The sequence below is a fragment of the Ruegeria sp. BI12 genome (assembly GCF_056537985.1).
The window spans coordinates 1968586-1984349 of the sequence record NZ_JBQFSL010000001.1; the positions used below are offsets into that span (position 1 = coordinate 1968586).

Annotated in this window: 14 protein-coding genes and 1 pseudogene; 5 read left to right on the forward strand and 10 right to left on the reverse strand. The window is 53.4% G+C overall.

The genetic code is table 11. From position 1 onward, the window contains the following. Positions 1 to 68 precede the first annotated feature (68 nt). Genes ACR0AK_RS10000 through ACR0AK_RS10015 form a run of 4 tightly spaced genes read right to left on the reverse strand, consistent with a single transcriptional unit; the run spans position 69 to position 3993 of the window. Positions 69 to 818 carry a proteasome-type protease gene (locus ACR0AK_RS10000; protein WP_480793202.1) on the reverse strand — a complete coding sequence of 250 codons (750 nt, stop codon included), beginning with the start codon at positions 816 to 818 and terminating at the stop codon, positions 69 to 71. 11 nt (positions 819 to 829) lie between these two features. Beyond that, entirely contained in the window at positions 830 to 1627 is a 798-nt protein-coding gene (locus tag ACR0AK_RS10005; RefSeq protein ID WP_480793203.1) for a transglutaminase family protein, read from the reverse strand. A gap of 3 nt (positions 1628 to 1630) precedes the next feature. Then, positions 1631 to 2572, reverse strand: a complete 942-nt coding sequence (locus ACR0AK_RS10010) for an alpha-E domain-containing protein (RefSeq protein WP_170520241.1) — start codon at positions 2570 to 2572, stop codon at positions 1631 to 1633. Positions 2573 to 2574: 2 nt separating this feature from the next. Then, complete coding sequence (locus ACR0AK_RS10015) at positions 2575 to 3993, reverse strand: circularly permuted type 2 ATP-grasp protein (RefSeq protein ID WP_480793204.1); 1419 nt, start codon at positions 3991 to 3993, stop codon at positions 2575 to 2577. Positions 3994 to 4343: 350 nt separating this feature from the next. Here ACR0AK_RS10015 and trhA point away from each other — a divergent pair, with 350 nt between their 5' ends. Continuing rightward, the gene (gene trhA / locus ACR0AK_RS10020; RefSeq protein ID WP_480793205.1) at positions 4344 to 4991 is read left to right on the forward strand and encodes a PAQR family membrane homeostasis protein TrhA; all 648 of its coding nucleotides are present in this window, start codon (positions 4344 to 4346) and stop codon (positions 4989 to 4991) included. Between the two features lie 128 nt (positions 4992 to 5119). On the opposite strand, the gene ACR0AK_RS10025 is transcribed toward trhA, so the two are convergent. From ACR0AK_RS10025 to ACR0AK_RS10035, 3 genes are all read right to left on the reverse strand, one after another. Further along, a complete protein-coding gene (locus ACR0AK_RS10025; protein WP_480793206.1) occupies positions 5120 to 5980 on the reverse strand; it encodes a hypothetical protein in 861 nt (286 codons plus the stop codon). A gap of 101 nt (positions 5981 to 6081) precedes the next feature. Further along, positions 6082 to 7947 carry an AMP-binding protein gene (locus tag ACR0AK_RS10030; protein WP_480793207.1) on the reverse strand — a complete coding sequence of 622 codons (1866 nt, stop codon included), beginning with the start codon at positions 7945 to 7947 and terminating at the stop codon, positions 6082 to 6084. Between the two features lie 215 nt (positions 7948 to 8162). After that, entirely contained in the window at positions 8163 to 10073 is a 1911-nt protein-coding gene (locus ACR0AK_RS10035; protein ID WP_170566377.1) for a DUF3604 domain-containing protein, read from the reverse strand. Positions 10074 to 10381: 308 nt separating this feature from the next. Between ACR0AK_RS10035 and ACR0AK_RS10040 the strand changes: the two genes are divergently transcribed. Both ACR0AK_RS10040 and ACR0AK_RS10045 read left to right on the forward strand, forming a co-directional pair. Beyond that, a complete protein-coding gene (locus tag ACR0AK_RS10040) occupies positions 10382 to 10585 on the forward strand; it encodes a DUF3300 domain-containing protein (protein WP_480793657.1) in 204 nt (67 codons plus the stop codon). Positions 10586 to 10599: 14 nt separating this feature from the next. After that, positions 10600 to 10959, forward strand: a complete 360-nt coding sequence (locus ACR0AK_RS10045; RefSeq protein ID WP_480793208.1) for a DUF3300 domain-containing protein — start codon at positions 10600 to 10602, stop codon at positions 10957 to 10959. Here ACR0AK_RS10045 and ACR0AK_RS10050 read toward each other — a convergent pair. Further along, positions 10868 to 11080 (reverse strand): annotated as a pseudogene (locus ACR0AK_RS10050) (IS6 family transposase); the annotation flags it as partial. The gene ACR0AK_RS10045 and the pseudogene ACR0AK_RS10050 overlap by 92 nt on opposite strands. 269 nt (positions 11081 to 11349) lie before the next feature. Here ACR0AK_RS10050 and ACR0AK_RS10055 point away from each other — a divergent pair. Together ACR0AK_RS10055 and ACR0AK_RS10060 are read left to right on the forward strand one after the other, a co-directional pair. Further along, a complete protein-coding gene (locus tag ACR0AK_RS10055; RefSeq protein ID WP_480793209.1) occupies positions 11350 to 11955 on the forward strand; it encodes a hypothetical protein in 606 nt (201 codons plus the stop codon). Positions 11956 to 12005: 50 nt separating this feature from the next. Then, the gene (locus tag ACR0AK_RS10060) at positions 12006 to 13271 is read left to right on the forward strand and encodes a response regulator (RefSeq protein ID WP_480793210.1); all 1266 of its coding nucleotides are present in this window, start codon (positions 12006 to 12008) and stop codon (positions 13269 to 13271) included. Positions 13272 to 13580: 309 nt separating this feature from the next. Here ACR0AK_RS10060 and ACR0AK_RS10065 read toward each other — a convergent pair whose 3' ends face one another. Both ACR0AK_RS10065 and ACR0AK_RS10070 read right to left on the reverse strand, forming a co-directional pair. Next, positions 13581 to 14588 (reverse strand): LacI family DNA-binding transcriptional regulator, encoded by a 1008-nt coding sequence (locus ACR0AK_RS10065; protein ID WP_480793211.1) that lies wholly within the window; start codon positions 14586 to 14588, stop codon positions 13581 to 13583. Positions 14589 to 14593: 5 nt separating this feature from the next. Further along, complete coding sequence (locus ACR0AK_RS10070) at positions 14594 to 15763, reverse strand: dihydrodipicolinate synthase family protein (protein ID WP_480793212.1); 1170 nt, start codon at positions 15761 to 15763, stop codon at positions 14594 to 14596. Position 15764: the final 1 nt, after the last annotated feature.

A 15764-nucleotide genomic window follows, 5' to 3' on the forward strand; every position in this document is an offset into this window, starting at 1 on the left:
CCACTCCGTTGGGTAGCACAAACTCTTCTGTTTGCGTTCGATGACCGAGTTGCGGACAAAGCGGACGCTCAATCGTTTGATTTTCGCCCCGACTTGTATTCTGGAAGTTTGGCCAAGGCCGATTTCAGCGCGTCACCCCATCCATCGGAAACAATGCGAAAGTACTGGTCGTCGGCTTCGAATCTTGACCGCGTACCGCCGTCAAAGCTGTCTTCATCGTAGAGAAGCAGGTCAAGCGGAGCCCCGACAGACAGATTAGCCTTAATCGTGGAGTCAAAACTGACAAGCAAGAGTTTTACAGTTTCTGAAAAACTCATTTCCGGATCATAGGCACGCACCAGAATTGGGCGACCATATTTAGTCTCACCGATCTGAAAGAAAGGGGTGTCGGCGCCGGCCTCGATAAAGTTACCTTCGGGGTAGATCAGAAACAGGCGAGACGGGCCGCCTTTGATCTGGCCTCCAAGAATGAGTGTCGCATGAAAGGCGCTGTCGGCTTGCTGACCGGATCGGGAATGCTCTTCTATGACGTCGTTCAACGTAGCCGCAACCAATTGCGCGACTTGGAACATTGTCGGTGCTTCCAGTATAGAAGGCGAGCGATCTTTTGGCGCTTTCGTACGCTCTTCCAAAAGGCTGATTGTGGCCTGAGTAGTTGCCAGATTTCCTGCCGCTAGGATCGTGATCGAACGGTCACCTTCGACCGTCCAATTGAACATTTTGTTGAACGTAGAAATATTATCGACGCCTGCATTCGTGCGCGTATCGGACATAAACACCAGCCCGCGATTCAGCCGCATACCCACAGCATAGGTCATCAAATTCTCCGTTACTGCTGTGCGACCTGCAACTGCACTGTCAATTGCTCACCCGCTGCCCCAATTCTGTTCCCTATTACTGGTGCAGCTTGGGAATAGTCCAGACCAGTCGCGACGCGTACGTATCGATCGTCGGGTGATATCCCGTTTGAAACGTCGAAACCTACCCACCCAAGCCCGTCCAAATGCACTTCCGCCCAGGCATGCGTCGCGTCCTGCAGTTCTGTTTCGTTCATCATCAGGTAACCCGATACATAGCGTGCTGGCACTCCGATCCTTCGTGCGCAGGTGATGAAGATATGCGTGTGGTCCTGACACACGCCGCACCCGGCGCTGAGAGCGTCTTCTGCGCTCCACCCCGGGTGCGAACTTCCAACCTCATACGCGACCAGAGTGCGAATTCTCTCGGATAGCGCATGCATCTTTTCCAGCGGTTCGCCTTTGGGTAACGCCTCCACCACATCGGTAACCCCTTTCCCCGGCGTTGTTTGAGATGTGCTCCTTTTGAATAACCACAACGGCGTCGACCCTTCGTGACGCCCGAGTACCCCATGTGTGTCTTCAACTTCGACAACGCCTTCGGAGATCAACGAGATGCTTTGGGTGTTTACGTCGAAACTGATCAATTCCACGGTGTTGCGGTGGTAGTCTTCAAAAGTCAGTTCTTTGCGCCCGCCGGTGATTTGGGTGCTCCAACTTACGATGTTCTGATTGCGGAATGACTTTGGTGTCTTCCTCAACTGCTGCAGCCCGAAGGGAACTGGCGCGTCGTAATCGTATCGTGTCTCATGTCGAATGTGCAGTTTCATTGGCTACTCGTAAAACCGATAATCGATTTCTATCTGACGGCTTAAGTTGCCGAGATCTGTCAGAAAATCCTGAATGTACTCATGCAGTCCGAGCTCGAAAATATCGGAGATTTTCTGATCCAGGTATTTCTCGTAGAGAACTTTAGACGCCTCGCACGAAGGCCCGGCAAAGCCATAGTCTTTCTGCAGGTATGACAGGTTCTCCTGAATTTTTCTGCAGCAAAAGTGCAGGCTGCGAGGCATGCGCTGATCCAAGATCAGAAACTGGGCAATATCAGACGGCCGCGTTTTCTCTCCATGGGTCATTCGATACCCGCCGCCGGCACCAACAGAGCGGAGAATGCTCTCCCATTGTATATTGTCCAGTGATGAACCCACTGAAAAGGCCGTGGGCAAAAGAACATAGTACTTAACGTCCAGAATGCGCCCGGTATTGTCGGCCCGTTCGACAAACGTACCAATACGGGTGAAGTCGAAAATGTCATTGCGCAGCATGGTTCCTAATGTGGCACCACGAACCAAAGCCGCCTGTTGGCGAATAAGTTCCAGCGTCGCAGGCAAATCACGCTCATTCACACGGCGCTTCATGATCTCATCGATCTGCATCCAAGTGGAGTTTACTGCACTCCAGACGTCATGGGTCAACGCGGTTCGAACAAGGCGGGCGTTGTCTCGTGCCTGTTTGATGACTGACTTGATCGAGGATGGATTATCAGCATCGCGCAGCACCCAATCCACCGCATTGTCTTTTGAAACATCATCGTATTTGGCATAGTACGCATCCAGAACGCCAGCCGTTTTCAGAACAGAGCCCCATTCCTCGGCGGAGTTCTTAGTACGGGTCAACGCCATCCTCTGACCTGTTTCAAGCAGCCGGGCCGTGTTTTCCGCCCTCTCAAGGTACCGGGACATCCAAAACAACCCACCTGCAGTTTTTCCCAGCATGGTCAGTCCTCCAGAACCCAGGTGTCTTTGGTCCCGCCACCCTGGCTTGAGTTCACGACGAGAGATCCCTTCTTAAGCGCCACGCGGGTCAAACCGCCGGGTGTGATCTTGATCCCTTCGGGTGACACCAAAACGAACGGCCTTAGGTCAACATGTCTGGGCGCAAGTCCCGAGCGCGCAAAGATCGGAACCGTCGAAAGCGACAGCGTCGGCTGAGCAATGTAGTTCCCGGGCCGCGATTTGAGCTTGTCGCGGAACGCCGAAATCTCTTTCTTGCTGGCGGTCGGTCCGATCAACATTCCATAGCCGCCAGACCCGTGTACTTCCTTCACTACAAGCTCGGACAGGTTGTCCAGCACGTAGGAGAGAGACTCGGGATCACTGCAGCGCCAGGTCGGGACGTTTTGCAGCAAGGGCTTCTCACCCGTGTAGAATTCAACGATTTCAGGCATGTAGGAATAGATCGCCTTATCGTCGGCAATACCGGTCCCTGGTGCGTTGGCGATTGTGATACCTCCTGCACGGTAAACGTCCAGGATACCTGGTACGCCCAAGGCGCTATCGGCGTTGAAATTCAGGGGATCCAGAAAGTCGTCATCTACCCGGCGGTAAAGTACGTCGATGGGCTTGTAACCTCTTGTGGTACGCATGCAGACCCGCCCATCAACAACGCGTAGGTCGTGGCCTTCGACTAATTCCACAGCCATCTGATCTGCGAGGAAGGCATGTTCGTAATAGGCCGAGTTATAGATGCCTGGGGTCAATACCGCGACGGTTGGTTCCCCGTCGGCGCAAGCCGGCGCGCAGGCAGCAAGGGATCGTCTCAGATTGCGGGGATAGTCCGAAACATTCCGAACATTGGTTGCGCTAAAAAGTTCGGGGAACATCTTTAGCATCGTTTCCCGGTTCTCCAACATATAGCTGACCCCAGATGGCGTGCGGGCGTTGTCTTCCAGAACAAAAAACTCGTCCGGCCCCGTTCGCACCAGATCAACCCCGACAATGTGTGTGTAGACCTGACCAGGAGGCGAGACGCCAAGCATCTGCGGCAGGAACGCTTCGTTCCCGGCAATCATCTCGGCCGGCACACGCCCGGCACGCACGATTTCTTGGCGGTGATAGATATCGTGGAGAAAGGCGTTGATTGCCCGAACCCGTTGTTCAATTCCGCGTTCCAGCCGTTGCCATTCTCGTGCTGAAATGACACGCGGCACGATATCAAATGGGATTAGGCGTTCCTCAGCCTCGGCTTTTCCATAAACGTTAAAGGTGATGCCCGTTAGCCTAAAAACCTCTTCGGCTTCGCGCTGTTTCGCTCTCAATCGTGACACGTCTTCAGCATTGAACCAGCGGCCGATCTCTTCGTATGGACCTCTGAGTGATCCATCGCCGTTGAACATTTCATCAAAATACTCACTCATGCTTTAAGTTTCACGCATAAATCAGAATTTTCAAGGCATTCAGGCTTGGTTAGATGCTGCCTTGGAAAGGAGCGTCTAATTATTAGGCTAACGGGACAATTTGATGATCTAAAAAACATGGAGTTATTAGTGTTTCCAGTTGAAGTCACATTCAATGTAGTGCGCTCAACAGTATCTGGTTTTGTGCTGCATCTAAACGTCCGCATTGGGCTTTGAGAGGCTGCTAGCTTCAATGACCACGTCACGGACAAAGCAGTCATCTGTCGAAGCACCGAGATCTGACGCGCCGGAAGCATGGACACCCCGCCTATCTGGATGTAGCGCCAGACAAACCTTTGCCCGGAACCAAAATGACTGAAACGACATATCCAAGCCCTGTCCAATCGCACCGCCATGCCGATATTGCCGTTCATGCGATCGGGCTGGTAGCGATCCTGACGGCCGGCGGATTACTTCTTTTTAAGTCAATCCTAGGCCTCGAACCTAAGCTGGTTATTGCGGTCGCGGTTTACGTGCTTTGCGCTCTTTCGTCCAATTTAGCATCCGTCGCCTATCACTTTTCCAGGTTGCATAACCAGCGCAAACTAATGCGGCGCATTGATCACGCCGCGATCTACCCCAGCATTTCGGGTACCTTCACACCTTTTTTCGTCTTGGCTGGCACGACATGGACGATGGCCTTGCTGTGGATTTGTTGGGGGCTGACAGCCGTAGCTGTCTGGAACAAGATCACAAACGAAACGGTCAAGTCCCGATGGTCAACCGCATCCTATCTTGGGCTGGGGGCAATTGGGTTGAGTGCCCTTCCTGACCTAACGAATGTACCTATCACGACATTGTGGTGCATCTTGGCTGGGTCTGCCTCTTACGTCATTGGAACGGTGTTTTACGCCCAAAAGACTTTGCCTTATCGGTATGCTCTTTGGCACACATGGGTGAATATTGGCGGAGCGCTGATGTTTGCGGGCATATGGTTAGCCCTATCCACTCAATGGTAGATCTGTAGCAGACGATCAGTCAAATTTGTCGAGCGTCCGCTTCGAGCCCAAAGTCGACCCCGCACCCACGACAAACCGGTGCGTGTCTCGCGGCGCGTCAAAAGTGATATCTGCACGCACGGACAGTTTTATTCCGCGACGATTGGTTGAATTGCGTTCTTTGCGTCGACGCGTCTTCGAACCATTTCGGCGATCAGGATGCCGGCAGGCGCCGATCCCCAAATACAGATTTGGATTGCGAGGGCTTCGATATCGCGAAATAGCGGGTCGATTACGAACAGCATGACACGAAACAGCCAGAACGACCCCCACATCGACCCAACAAAGCGCCACATCCATATACGATGCTGTGTTGCGTCTTGGCGGCGGATCGCAAGCACGCCCAATACAGCTGTGGTGTAAACGAACATCGACATTGAGACAAAGCCCCAGGTCGACAGTGCTCCACCATACTCACCTACTGATCCGTGCTGGGCAGCAAGTACCACGGAACACCCGACACCAATTGTCAGTATCCCAAAGCAGACTCGGCCAATCAATGCATGGTTTCGCGCCCGACCACCGGGGAAAAACATCTGCACGTGCATTAACACAAAAACGATTGTATTGCAGACAACATGCCCCAGTAGGAGTGCGGATCGTATCTCCGGACCATTTGCGAAACGGTCATAGAACGCGACACCCCATGCCGGATGATTGGTAAAAGTCTCGCCCCAGGCGGAGCAAGAATTGTTAGGGCATGTAGAGACGGCGGCGGCGCTCGCAGGATCGCTTAATCCCAAATTGATCAACACGTCGTAGATGCCAACGAAATTGGCGATCGACGCCGCGGGACCGTAGATGACGTAGCCCGCGTTCAGATAGAGCATTAAGAGAATGCCGAAAAGCAGAACTGGTAAATACTTACGTCGCAGTACCGCGTGAACTGCAAGACATGCCCAGATGGCCAGACCAACGAAGACCGATATTACTCCAAACGGAACTGTCACTTCGCTCTCCCAACCTGAACAATCAAAACGCTCGCACAATGGCCACCGACAACACAATATTTTTTGCGATTGGCAATTTGAGCCATTTTGAGAGTTGTCCCCTACGATCCGACTTCAACGCGCGTCTCGAAAAGGAAGTCTTGAAGCTTCTCTTCAACGCTGGACCTAAACGACACGTCTGTCTCAGAAAGGCTCACTGTGACGCAAAGTCCGCGTGGCCCGCCCGCCTCCACTTGCACGTGAGCGTCGGGCATTTTCAGTTGTTCACGAAGCAGATTTGATACTACCAGCTTTGCAGCATCGCACCGCAGACTGGGCTTGAAGATTTTACCGACTGACGTCAGCGGTATCTCATCAACAATCTTGATGATCTTCGGCCAAGCTGGTCTTTCATCGATAGTGTTCTGAGCATGTGCCATTAGGTCTTCTACGGTAACCTCATCGGATGTGTGGACTTGAATGAAACATATCGGCAGTTCTCCGGCATAAGGATCGGGCATGCCGACCGCCGCTGCCAACGCGACAGCAGGGTGGGTACTCATCGCATTTTCAATCATGACCGGATCGATATTGTGGCCGCTTCGGATAATCAGATCTTTCGAGCGTCCGGCAACATAAAGGCACCCATTCGCATCTTTGTACCCCAAGTCGCCCGAATTTAGGACACCGTCTACGAACACCTCACTGTTGAATTCTGTAACGCTGTAACCGGGCGACACGTGAGGACCTTTGATGGCTACAACACCGATTTCGCCAATCTCACACACCGCTCCAAGACCACCATCGCTTTCCAGCTTGAGAACGTCGACATTTGTGTAAGGTAACGCCCAGCCAACTGAACCTGCAGTCCCCGTACCGCAAAGTGGATCGATACTGATCAATCCGGAAGCTTCCGTCATGCCCAGAATTTCAAAAAGAGTGCAGCCGGTCACTTCCTTGAATTTCTGCCCGACCGCAGGCGGCAGCAATGAAGCGCCAGTCGCGCCCGCCCGCACGTGCGAGATGTCATGATCGCCAATTGGCGTTTGCAAGATCGCCCCAATAGCAGTTGGCACGCCGCCAACAATTGTAACCTTGTATTCTGCAACAAGACGCCAAAAGCTTGCGACAACTGCTGGGTTTCGCAGACCGGCAGGAGTCATGACGAGCAGTTCAACGCCTGCCATAAAGCAACTGAGGCCGCCGACAATCGTTCCGGCGACGTGAAAAAGAGGAAAAGTAGCGGTAAATACATCGTCGGAGCGAAAGCCGCACATTACAGCTCCCCCGAATGCTGCGACCAGTTGACTGCGGTGGGTGTGCGCAACAAGCTTTGGCACACCGGTTGTGCCCCCTGTGTGAAAATACGCCGCCAGATCTGAACCCCTGCGCGCCTCCCCAAATGTCAGATGATCATCAGGTTGGGCCATCAATGCACTGGCAAGATCTATTACTCCTTCTTCGGGCGGTGTACCCGGCGGAGAAACGCGCACAAGTATTAGGCCCGGAACCTGCTCCCGCATTGCCAGAGCTTTCTCCCAAATATCCAGCTGAGGATGAGAGCCAAGAGCAACAAGGATCTTTGCCTCGGAGGCTTTGAGAAGTTCTGCTATGCTCTCAGGCTGCAAAAGAAAATTGATCGGAACAGCGTACCCAGCCGTTTCTGCTCCCCACAATGTGACGTGGGTTTCAATCAAAGCGGGCAGCATGAACGCAACGCCCGGTGCTTCGCCTCCAATCGCTGCAAACAGATTTGCAGCGCGCATTATCTGTCCCAGCAACTGTTTATAGGTCACACGACGCGGCTCTTCGTCTTCAGTTCCGGTCATTAGCATTGTCAGCGCAGTCGCATCAGGATCGCGATCAGCGCTGCTGACAAAGACATCCAAGATGCTTTGCTCAGGTAACCGCTCTTCAAGCGTCATTTCTGCTTCGAACTCAGCAATATCACTTTGAGTCCTGATCGGCTGTGTACCGAGATTAGCCATGGGATCTCCTTGAACTTCAAGAAAGTGTTAACCGAGCTTTGGTCGAACAACGGAACTTTGCAACTCCGACACACGAGTTATGGCGCAAAATCAGGTCAACTTAACAGAAACGTCTAGTCAAAATACGAAACTCAGTTTTTTCGCGTAGGAAACGCTCGATCCAAATTTGTAACAGTCTGAACTGAGCCCATACAGAACGAGCACCGTAAATCGAACTACTGTTGTGGTGAGTACCAAATTGGCGAGGTGTATGCGCGTTCCTGTGCCGTCATTGGGACGGAATCTGGCATATGCATTCCAAATTTGACGGCATCATACGCGGTCCAGCGCGGGGTCGGAATTTCGATGACGCGCGCATAATAGAACGCGCTTTCCGACGGATCAAAATCAGGGTCTTTCCACACGGCTCCCAGCTCAGAGGCTCCAATTGTGTTGGTCCAAGAGGGGATCGAAAGGTCCACAGTGTTTCCTACGGATGGCAACTTACCGGCGGGATCTGGTTCGCGGGCTCCAGACCAAGCCACGTCATAGACTTTTTCCTGCTGTTGGCCTTCGGCGTCCAACCACCCTTTTATGATCTGGATACGATCCAGGTTTGCTCCCATGGGATCGCGAAGTGCATAGACTAAAAAGGAAGGGGTGCCTTCCCCAGAACTGAGATCACCACCCATCGGCACGCCTTTGGAATAACCAACCAGGGCCAAGTCACGTCGCAGGGCATCTTCTTCTGTGAAGCCATAGCCTCCGAACATTCGGACGCGCATTCGTGGTCCTGTAGTTGCATAGGTCTCGCGCCGATGCATAGCATCCCAGATTGCCTCGCGGGAGTTTTCCTCAGCCCACACCCCAGTCAAACCACCGGTAATGTACTGCGACGAACGCAGCGCAACGGTCCCGTCAGAGTAGGTCTTACTGACATGTTGGCTACGCTCTGCACTGGGCTCATACCCGGTGAACTTCCCGAAGAAATTGTCATTGTCAGGAGCCGTCAAACCTGTGTGCGTGTCACTCGCTCCGCCTAGGCCAAACTTGAATGGGTTTGCGCCCAGAGTCTTTTGTAAAGAAAGGCCTCGAAGTAACCCGGATCGAGCGTATTCACCGGGCAACATTTCCGGCTCTTTCGGAACCGAAGCATCCAGATTTCCGTAATCCCAAGTTTCGAAGTCAGAAAACTCGTCGTCAGGCGACAGGAACGGGTGGGCTTCACCGTCGCCCTTTATCTGTGTTGGTTCGTAAAGCCTTTCCCATTTGTTTCGCGCCTCTGCATAGGCGGGATCTAAATGCACCCCATCCGCGAAGTCATCGACCAATGGGAACATCCAGCCGTTCGACAAGTTCCCATTGTGTGGAATAGCAAGCACACGCCCGCCTGTCGTTTGCTCATAATTCTCCAGCCACTTCCAAAGATCGCGCGGGTTAGGTGAGCCCACAGGTGGCGTTGTCGTATAAGGTAAGATCTGTCTTGTAAGTTCTTGACCGTCGCGAAAGATAACGTTCCGATGCAAATTGTTCCCTGCAACAAGGGATGTCCATTCATATGCGATAAAGGTGCTGAACACGCCGGGGTCATTGTACTCCTCCGCGGCATCGATAATGTCGTCCCAAACACGCGCGTACGCGGGATTTCCTGGTTGATAGTTTAACGCCGGCGAAACCTGCCCTTGCGCAAAAGCTGCAGTAAGTTCGAGGGCAGCCGCCAAAGCGGCTTCCCCGCCTTTGTTGAACTCTTCGTGGAAATACCTGCCTTGTTCATCCGCCAATATGTTTGGGGCACCCCCAATTATATCGGTAATCGCACCCATCGCATCTGAGTGATCTGTAATCATGAAGAAGTCGAGCGGTCTCGACAATTTCACGGGTTGACCCGTATTCGACACAACTTCTTCGCCACGCGCAAATCGGTAGGCGTCACGCGGCATGAGGCGCGTACCGCCTCCACCAGCATCCCCGGAAAGACCAGTATGAACGTGGGTGTCACCAAAATAGACTTGAGTTGGATACGCGCGTTCGGCGTAGGGTGAATAAGGTCGACCGGCAGGACCGGAAAGACCTGACGGATTTATTGCATCTTGGGCTAAGACTGGGCTCCCAAGAAAAAGAGCTGCTGGCAAAACATAGCGAAACAATTTTTCCTCCTAAATTGAAAGCACTATAACACAACTCTGGTCCGGAACTCATTCCGACTGAGTTCGAATGCCTGCTAAGTCGATGCAGCGAACAACTGTTTCGCGGCCAAAGTGAACGCTCGCCCAGATTTCGTTGGATGGTCGTAACTAGATCAAAACCATTTCTTTTGCGGTACGGTTGCCAGAAGCGCAATCTTGGGTGATCTTTGAATACTTTGAAGAATCGCAATGTGTTTATATATCTAAAAATTGCTCTCAGTATGGCCACGTCTAGTGCCCTCTTTGCACAATAGGCATCCGATGAAGTTATTGAGACGGAAGACGCGTCGGCGACGTCAGAAGACCTTTTAACTGACGCAGAGTCGCAGACTTTGTTCGCTCCAGTGGCTCCTTACCCCGACACGTTACTCATACAGATATTTGTCGCCGCAACTCAGCCATTGGAGATTGTAAAGGCAGAGCGATATTTGCTGGACAACGCAGACCGCGAGCCCGTCGAACTTGAACCGTAAATCGAAACCATGGGTTGGGATCCTTCCGTCACCGTATTGGCGACAGCATTCCGGAAGTCGTCGGCCAAATGGCCACTCATAGGGATCTGACCAACACGGTAGCGGCTGCCATGCTGGCCCAATCCGATAATGTGATGAATGCGGTTCAAGTAGTGAGGGATCAGGCGATTGACAGCGGCACTCTTGTTTCAGGGCCCGAGCAAACCGTCGAGTTATCTGATGAGGAAACGGTGCTGTCAGACAAATTCGAACCAGTCTCAGTTTACCGCGGAGACCGTGAATTTATCCCGAACAAAGCTGGATCCACTCAACAAGAGCGGCAGTGCGCGTCAGCTTGTAAGTATCTCTGCCGATCAGTGATCTTTCCAGGTTGAAGTGGTTGTATTCGAAGGAATGGACTGCGGCGAATTCCTGTAAACTTCGCATGCGCCCGAAACGTGGCATGGCCCGTTCCCGTCTTCAAAACGGGAGGCGTGAATTCTCGACGCGATTGTTTGATCACACGTGAAGGCTACGAGAGCACCCTGCCCGCCTCAACCCAAGTTCTTCTGACAAGGCCGTTGTAGCCGACAGTGTCGAATTGTGAGCGGGCCAGCCGCGCCTTCTTGCGTTTAGCCAAATGCTCCTGACAAGCCGCTCAACTCAACTTGTCCAACTTCCACAAGAATTTGACTAGGTGCCAAAAGAAACAAAACGCTGGCTCTCCAAATTCAGGGGCACAAGCGGCCAATTGAGCCGCCCTACCTTCAACAAAACTCGGGGCCATGATGCGATCTCGTCCAAACAAACTGTCAGCGCAGTTCGGTCAGGTTTCTCCGGCCGGGCTTATTCCGATCCATCAAAAAGAAAGCGCTGGCATTATGTTTTCGCGCTCTTTACCGGAAACAATAAGCGGGTTTCTTGCTGCAGGGTTCGTCACTTTCATCCTGTCGCCTCTCATCTCGGCCGTCGCACGCTCTGTCTCGGGTGATCTGGCTTTTCCAGTGGACTTAGTCTTCGCTCTGGGCATTTTTGCGGCCATAGCTGCCTTCGTGCTCAGAGGACAGACGCCACGAGCCTTGCTCGGTCGCGGTTTGGTCTGCCTTGGAATAGCCCTCATCGTTACGCCTGTGGGCCTGTCTGTTCTGTTTGCGTTGTACCTGCATGACTGGTCGACAATCGTGACGGGTACGGCTGTTCAACAGCCCGGAAACATCGCCGTATCCTTGTTTGGTGGTGTCTTTTTCGCCAATGCTCTCGTCTTGGGATCGGCCCTTGGAAGTGTGGCCCTGCTAATTGGGCGCACGCTCATAAAAGCGCGCTCAAAACCCCTTCTCCCACCTTATCAACTTCAATCAGCGGCCCGACAGCATTTGGAGCGGTCGCTATGAAACCGCGCACCCAAAACCTCCCTCACAGCAACAATCAGGAGTCCGGAACGATGGATCCAATTCGTATGTTAATCGTAGCACCGGACGAAGCTCGCTCGACCGTCCAGGAACTGGCGACCCACCTAGAAGGTGTTGAGATTGTTGGCGTCGCCTACAATTTGAGAACAGCAAAGCAAATCCTTGATCGCACGCAACCGGAATTGCTTCTGGTCGACGTGATGCTTCAGGGCCTGCGCAGCGTGGACGTTATTTCATACGCGTCAACAACTCTGCCAGACCTCAAGATACTAGCGCTTAGCCCAGGTGATCCGCCTCACGACCGGGTAATCCTCGCGATACAGGCTGGCGCTTTGGGGTATGTGGGCAGAGATGCAGAACCCGCAGAAGTACAAGAGGCGATTTCCGAAGTTCTTCAGGGGAAGTCTTACCTTCCGGTCGACACCACTATCGATGTTCTCAAAGCTACCGCGCCTGAACTCGCTGCTTCAGCCAAGGAGAGACTGAACTTTATGTTTCAGGCACTGCTCGGGTTAATTCCGGCAGCTGGCCTCATTGCTGCGGTCACCGGTTTTCTGTGGCGAGAATACTGGGGGCAGATTGGCGTTCGCGTGGTGGATATCGGTGTGGATGCGAGCACACGGGTGACAGAGTTTGTTCTGACCTTTCTTGTCCTTCTGGGAATTCTGGGGCCGCTTCACTTTGTAGAAAACTGGCGCGGGGCGTTGAAGTCTTGGGCAAACGGCCGCCCCAGACTTCGGATGCTAGGCAAGAAAATCAAACCCTTAAGAATTGGGAAAACTACGCTTGGAGACATCATTGCCAATGAGAGAGTCCAATGGGTTGCCGTTGCTGCGATCGTTCTGGCAATCACTGTTCCACTAGACTTTTCTGGCGGCAGAATTCTTACAATCATCTTAGGCGCAGTCGTCGCGTTGGTAATGCTCGCAAACCTGTTTTCATTGGACGACTATCTTCCCGAATTGTTGCGCCCATCTAAGCAACACATCGGGAAGGCGTTGGTTATCGATGGAATGCTGTTCTTGGTCCTGTTGCTCGTGTTGAGCGCTGAAGTCTTTCTGTTGGGACCAGACCTTCGCCAGGACGGGCTGCACGGGTTTCTTGCTCCAAAAGTCCTCGACCTTTCTGCACGGCCTGTAATGGTGACCGACATAAACGAAAATTTCGGACCGCTGGAAGCGCTTTATCTAGGTGGCAACGCAGACCTGTATGTACTGTTTGATCCTTGCGACAAAGTTGTGCGAATGATCCCCGTCGGTTCGTCCAGGGTCGAGCACATCCCCCAGGTTCAATGCTAGCCCAACGCAAATTATGGCATTATGCGCAAGTAAACCGTCTTTGGGTCAGCCCAGCTATCGGCAAACTAACCGACAAAGCCATAAGCGAATTGATCATACAAAGCGTGAAAGCACCCCACGGGATTGTGGGGGCTTTTATCTGACCAGTTTGCAGCCACCTCAGAACCCAGCACTGCTTTTGGGAACCGAGCGGAATTCAAATGACTTTATCGGCATCATCCATACGCATTGAAGCTATTTTTGACGAACCAGACCCTTCCAACATTTTAAAACAAGGCGCCACTTAACAATGGCCTGTATTGCCTTTGGCTATTCTTTGTCTTTCGTGGTTTGCCTCAAAACCAAGCGTGTGGAAGTGCGCGCTTGCTGTGCCGGCGAAACTCCATCCTGCAGCCATAGCAAAACAGTGTCCGCCACTTGTTCGCCAAACTCAGATACGCCGCAGTGTACCGTCGACAGTGCTGGCCAGCATTCCGAGGCTTCCTTGATATCGTCGAAACCGACGATCTGAAACTCCCTGCCAATCTTAACCTGAGTTTCATGGCAGGCATTAATCATCCCAAAAGCAACAAGGTCATTAAAGCAAACTGCGGCGTCGCACTCCGGATGCTCCTCAAAAAGGCTGATCGTTGCTTCATGCCCAAATGACCGACTGGATTTCCCTGTCTTCACAATAGGCTGCAAGCCGTTGCGCTTCATTGCACTAATGTAGCCAGACAGTCTTTCCTGAGTGACTTCAGCGCCATCCAGGCCTCCGATGAAGGCGATGTTCCGCGCGCCTGTATCGATCAGGTACTGCGTTGCCGCGCGCCCACCCTCGGCATAGTCGGGGGCGATAAAGGGAAATCTCGCCGTTTCGCCTTCAACCTGCCGCAAGACCTGCATCAAAGGGATGCCAGCTCGCTCGACCGCGGCCAAGGTGTTCGAGACATCGCCATAAGCAGGCGACAGGATCAAGGCGGAAACCCCATGTTCCAGCATCGCGCCCACCACCTGATCCTGAAGCTCGGGGTCTTCGTTTGTATTGGCCACAACGACCGCATAGCCTCGGGACCCCAGTGCCATCTGCAAGGACGTCGCAAACTCAGTGAAAAATGGGTTGGTCAGGTCGTTGATTACCAAACCAATAAGCGCCGTTCCTGTGGATCGCAGATTTGCCGCCGACCGATTGTAGACATACCCAATCTCTTTCATCGCAGCATGAACCAGCTTGCGCGTCTCCTGCTTCACCTGCGGGCTGCCTTGCAGAACGAGGCTGACCGTTGACTTTGAAACACCCGCCGAGTTGGCGACATCTATGATCGTAGGTCTGCGCATTCAGGCTATTGTTCAACTCCATGCAGGCTGAGAAGCGTGGTCATCCGTGCTTTAGCCAGTTCCGGGTCCGAGAGCAAACCGGCCTGATCCGCAAGTTTGAAGACCTGCGCGTAGTGGCAGATATCGCGGCTGGATTGGAACCCGCCCGGCATGATGAAATGGGACTGCGACCCGTTCAGCCACGCCAGATAGGCGATCCCGGCCTTGTAGAACCGGGTCGGAGCCTTGAATATCTCTCGGCTGAGGGGAACGGTCGGTGCGAACAACACGTTGTAGCGATCCATGTCTCCCATCGCCAGCGCTTCAAGGGCTTGACTGGCGGCGGGGGCAATAGCGGCGAAAATACCCAGCAACGCATGCGAGAAATGCGTGCCATCCCCGGCAATTAGGGCCGCATAGTTAAAGTCGTCGCCCGTGTATAGGCGCACGCCTTCAGGCAGGCGCGCGCGGAAGGATTCTTCGTGCGCTTGATCCAACAGAGAAATTTTGATCCCGTCCACTTTGGCAGGATTCTCATTGATCAAAGACAGGACGAAATCGCTGGCGGTATCGACATCCGCACTGCCCCAATAACCGGTCAAAGCGGGGTCAAACATGTCGCCCAGCCAATGCAGGATCACCGGCTCCGCCGCGCCATCGATCAACGCGCGATATACATCGTGATAGGTGTCCGGGCCCGCGTTTATAGCCGGGAACGCGCGCGAGGCCATCAGGATCAATTGGCCGCCTGCCGCCTCAATCGCTTCGGCCTGATGTTCGTAAGCCGACAGGATTTCACCAGCAGTATTTAACGCGCTCAGCGGCAAGTGATCGGTCCCTGCCCCACAGGCCACGCGGGGTGACATTGGGTGCGCCTTTGCGGCCGTCATTGTGCGCTGGATCAGCTCCAGTGCAGTCGCCCAATCGACGCCCATCCCGCGCTGAGCAGTGTCCATCGCCTCAGCCAGACCCAAACCCTGATCCCAGAGCCCCTGTCGAAAACGCAGCGTTGCATCCCAATCCACAGCCGGACGCCCGTCCCAGGGGTCGCGTTCCGCCAGCGGGTCCGAAACCACATGCGCCGCTGCAAACGCCGTGCGCGTCAGAGGCACTTTCGGCGCTCGCGGCACCAACGGCGTGCCGGTCAACCTATAGGGTTCAAGCTGCCCCTCAGGATTTGGCAAAATCAGTTTCATT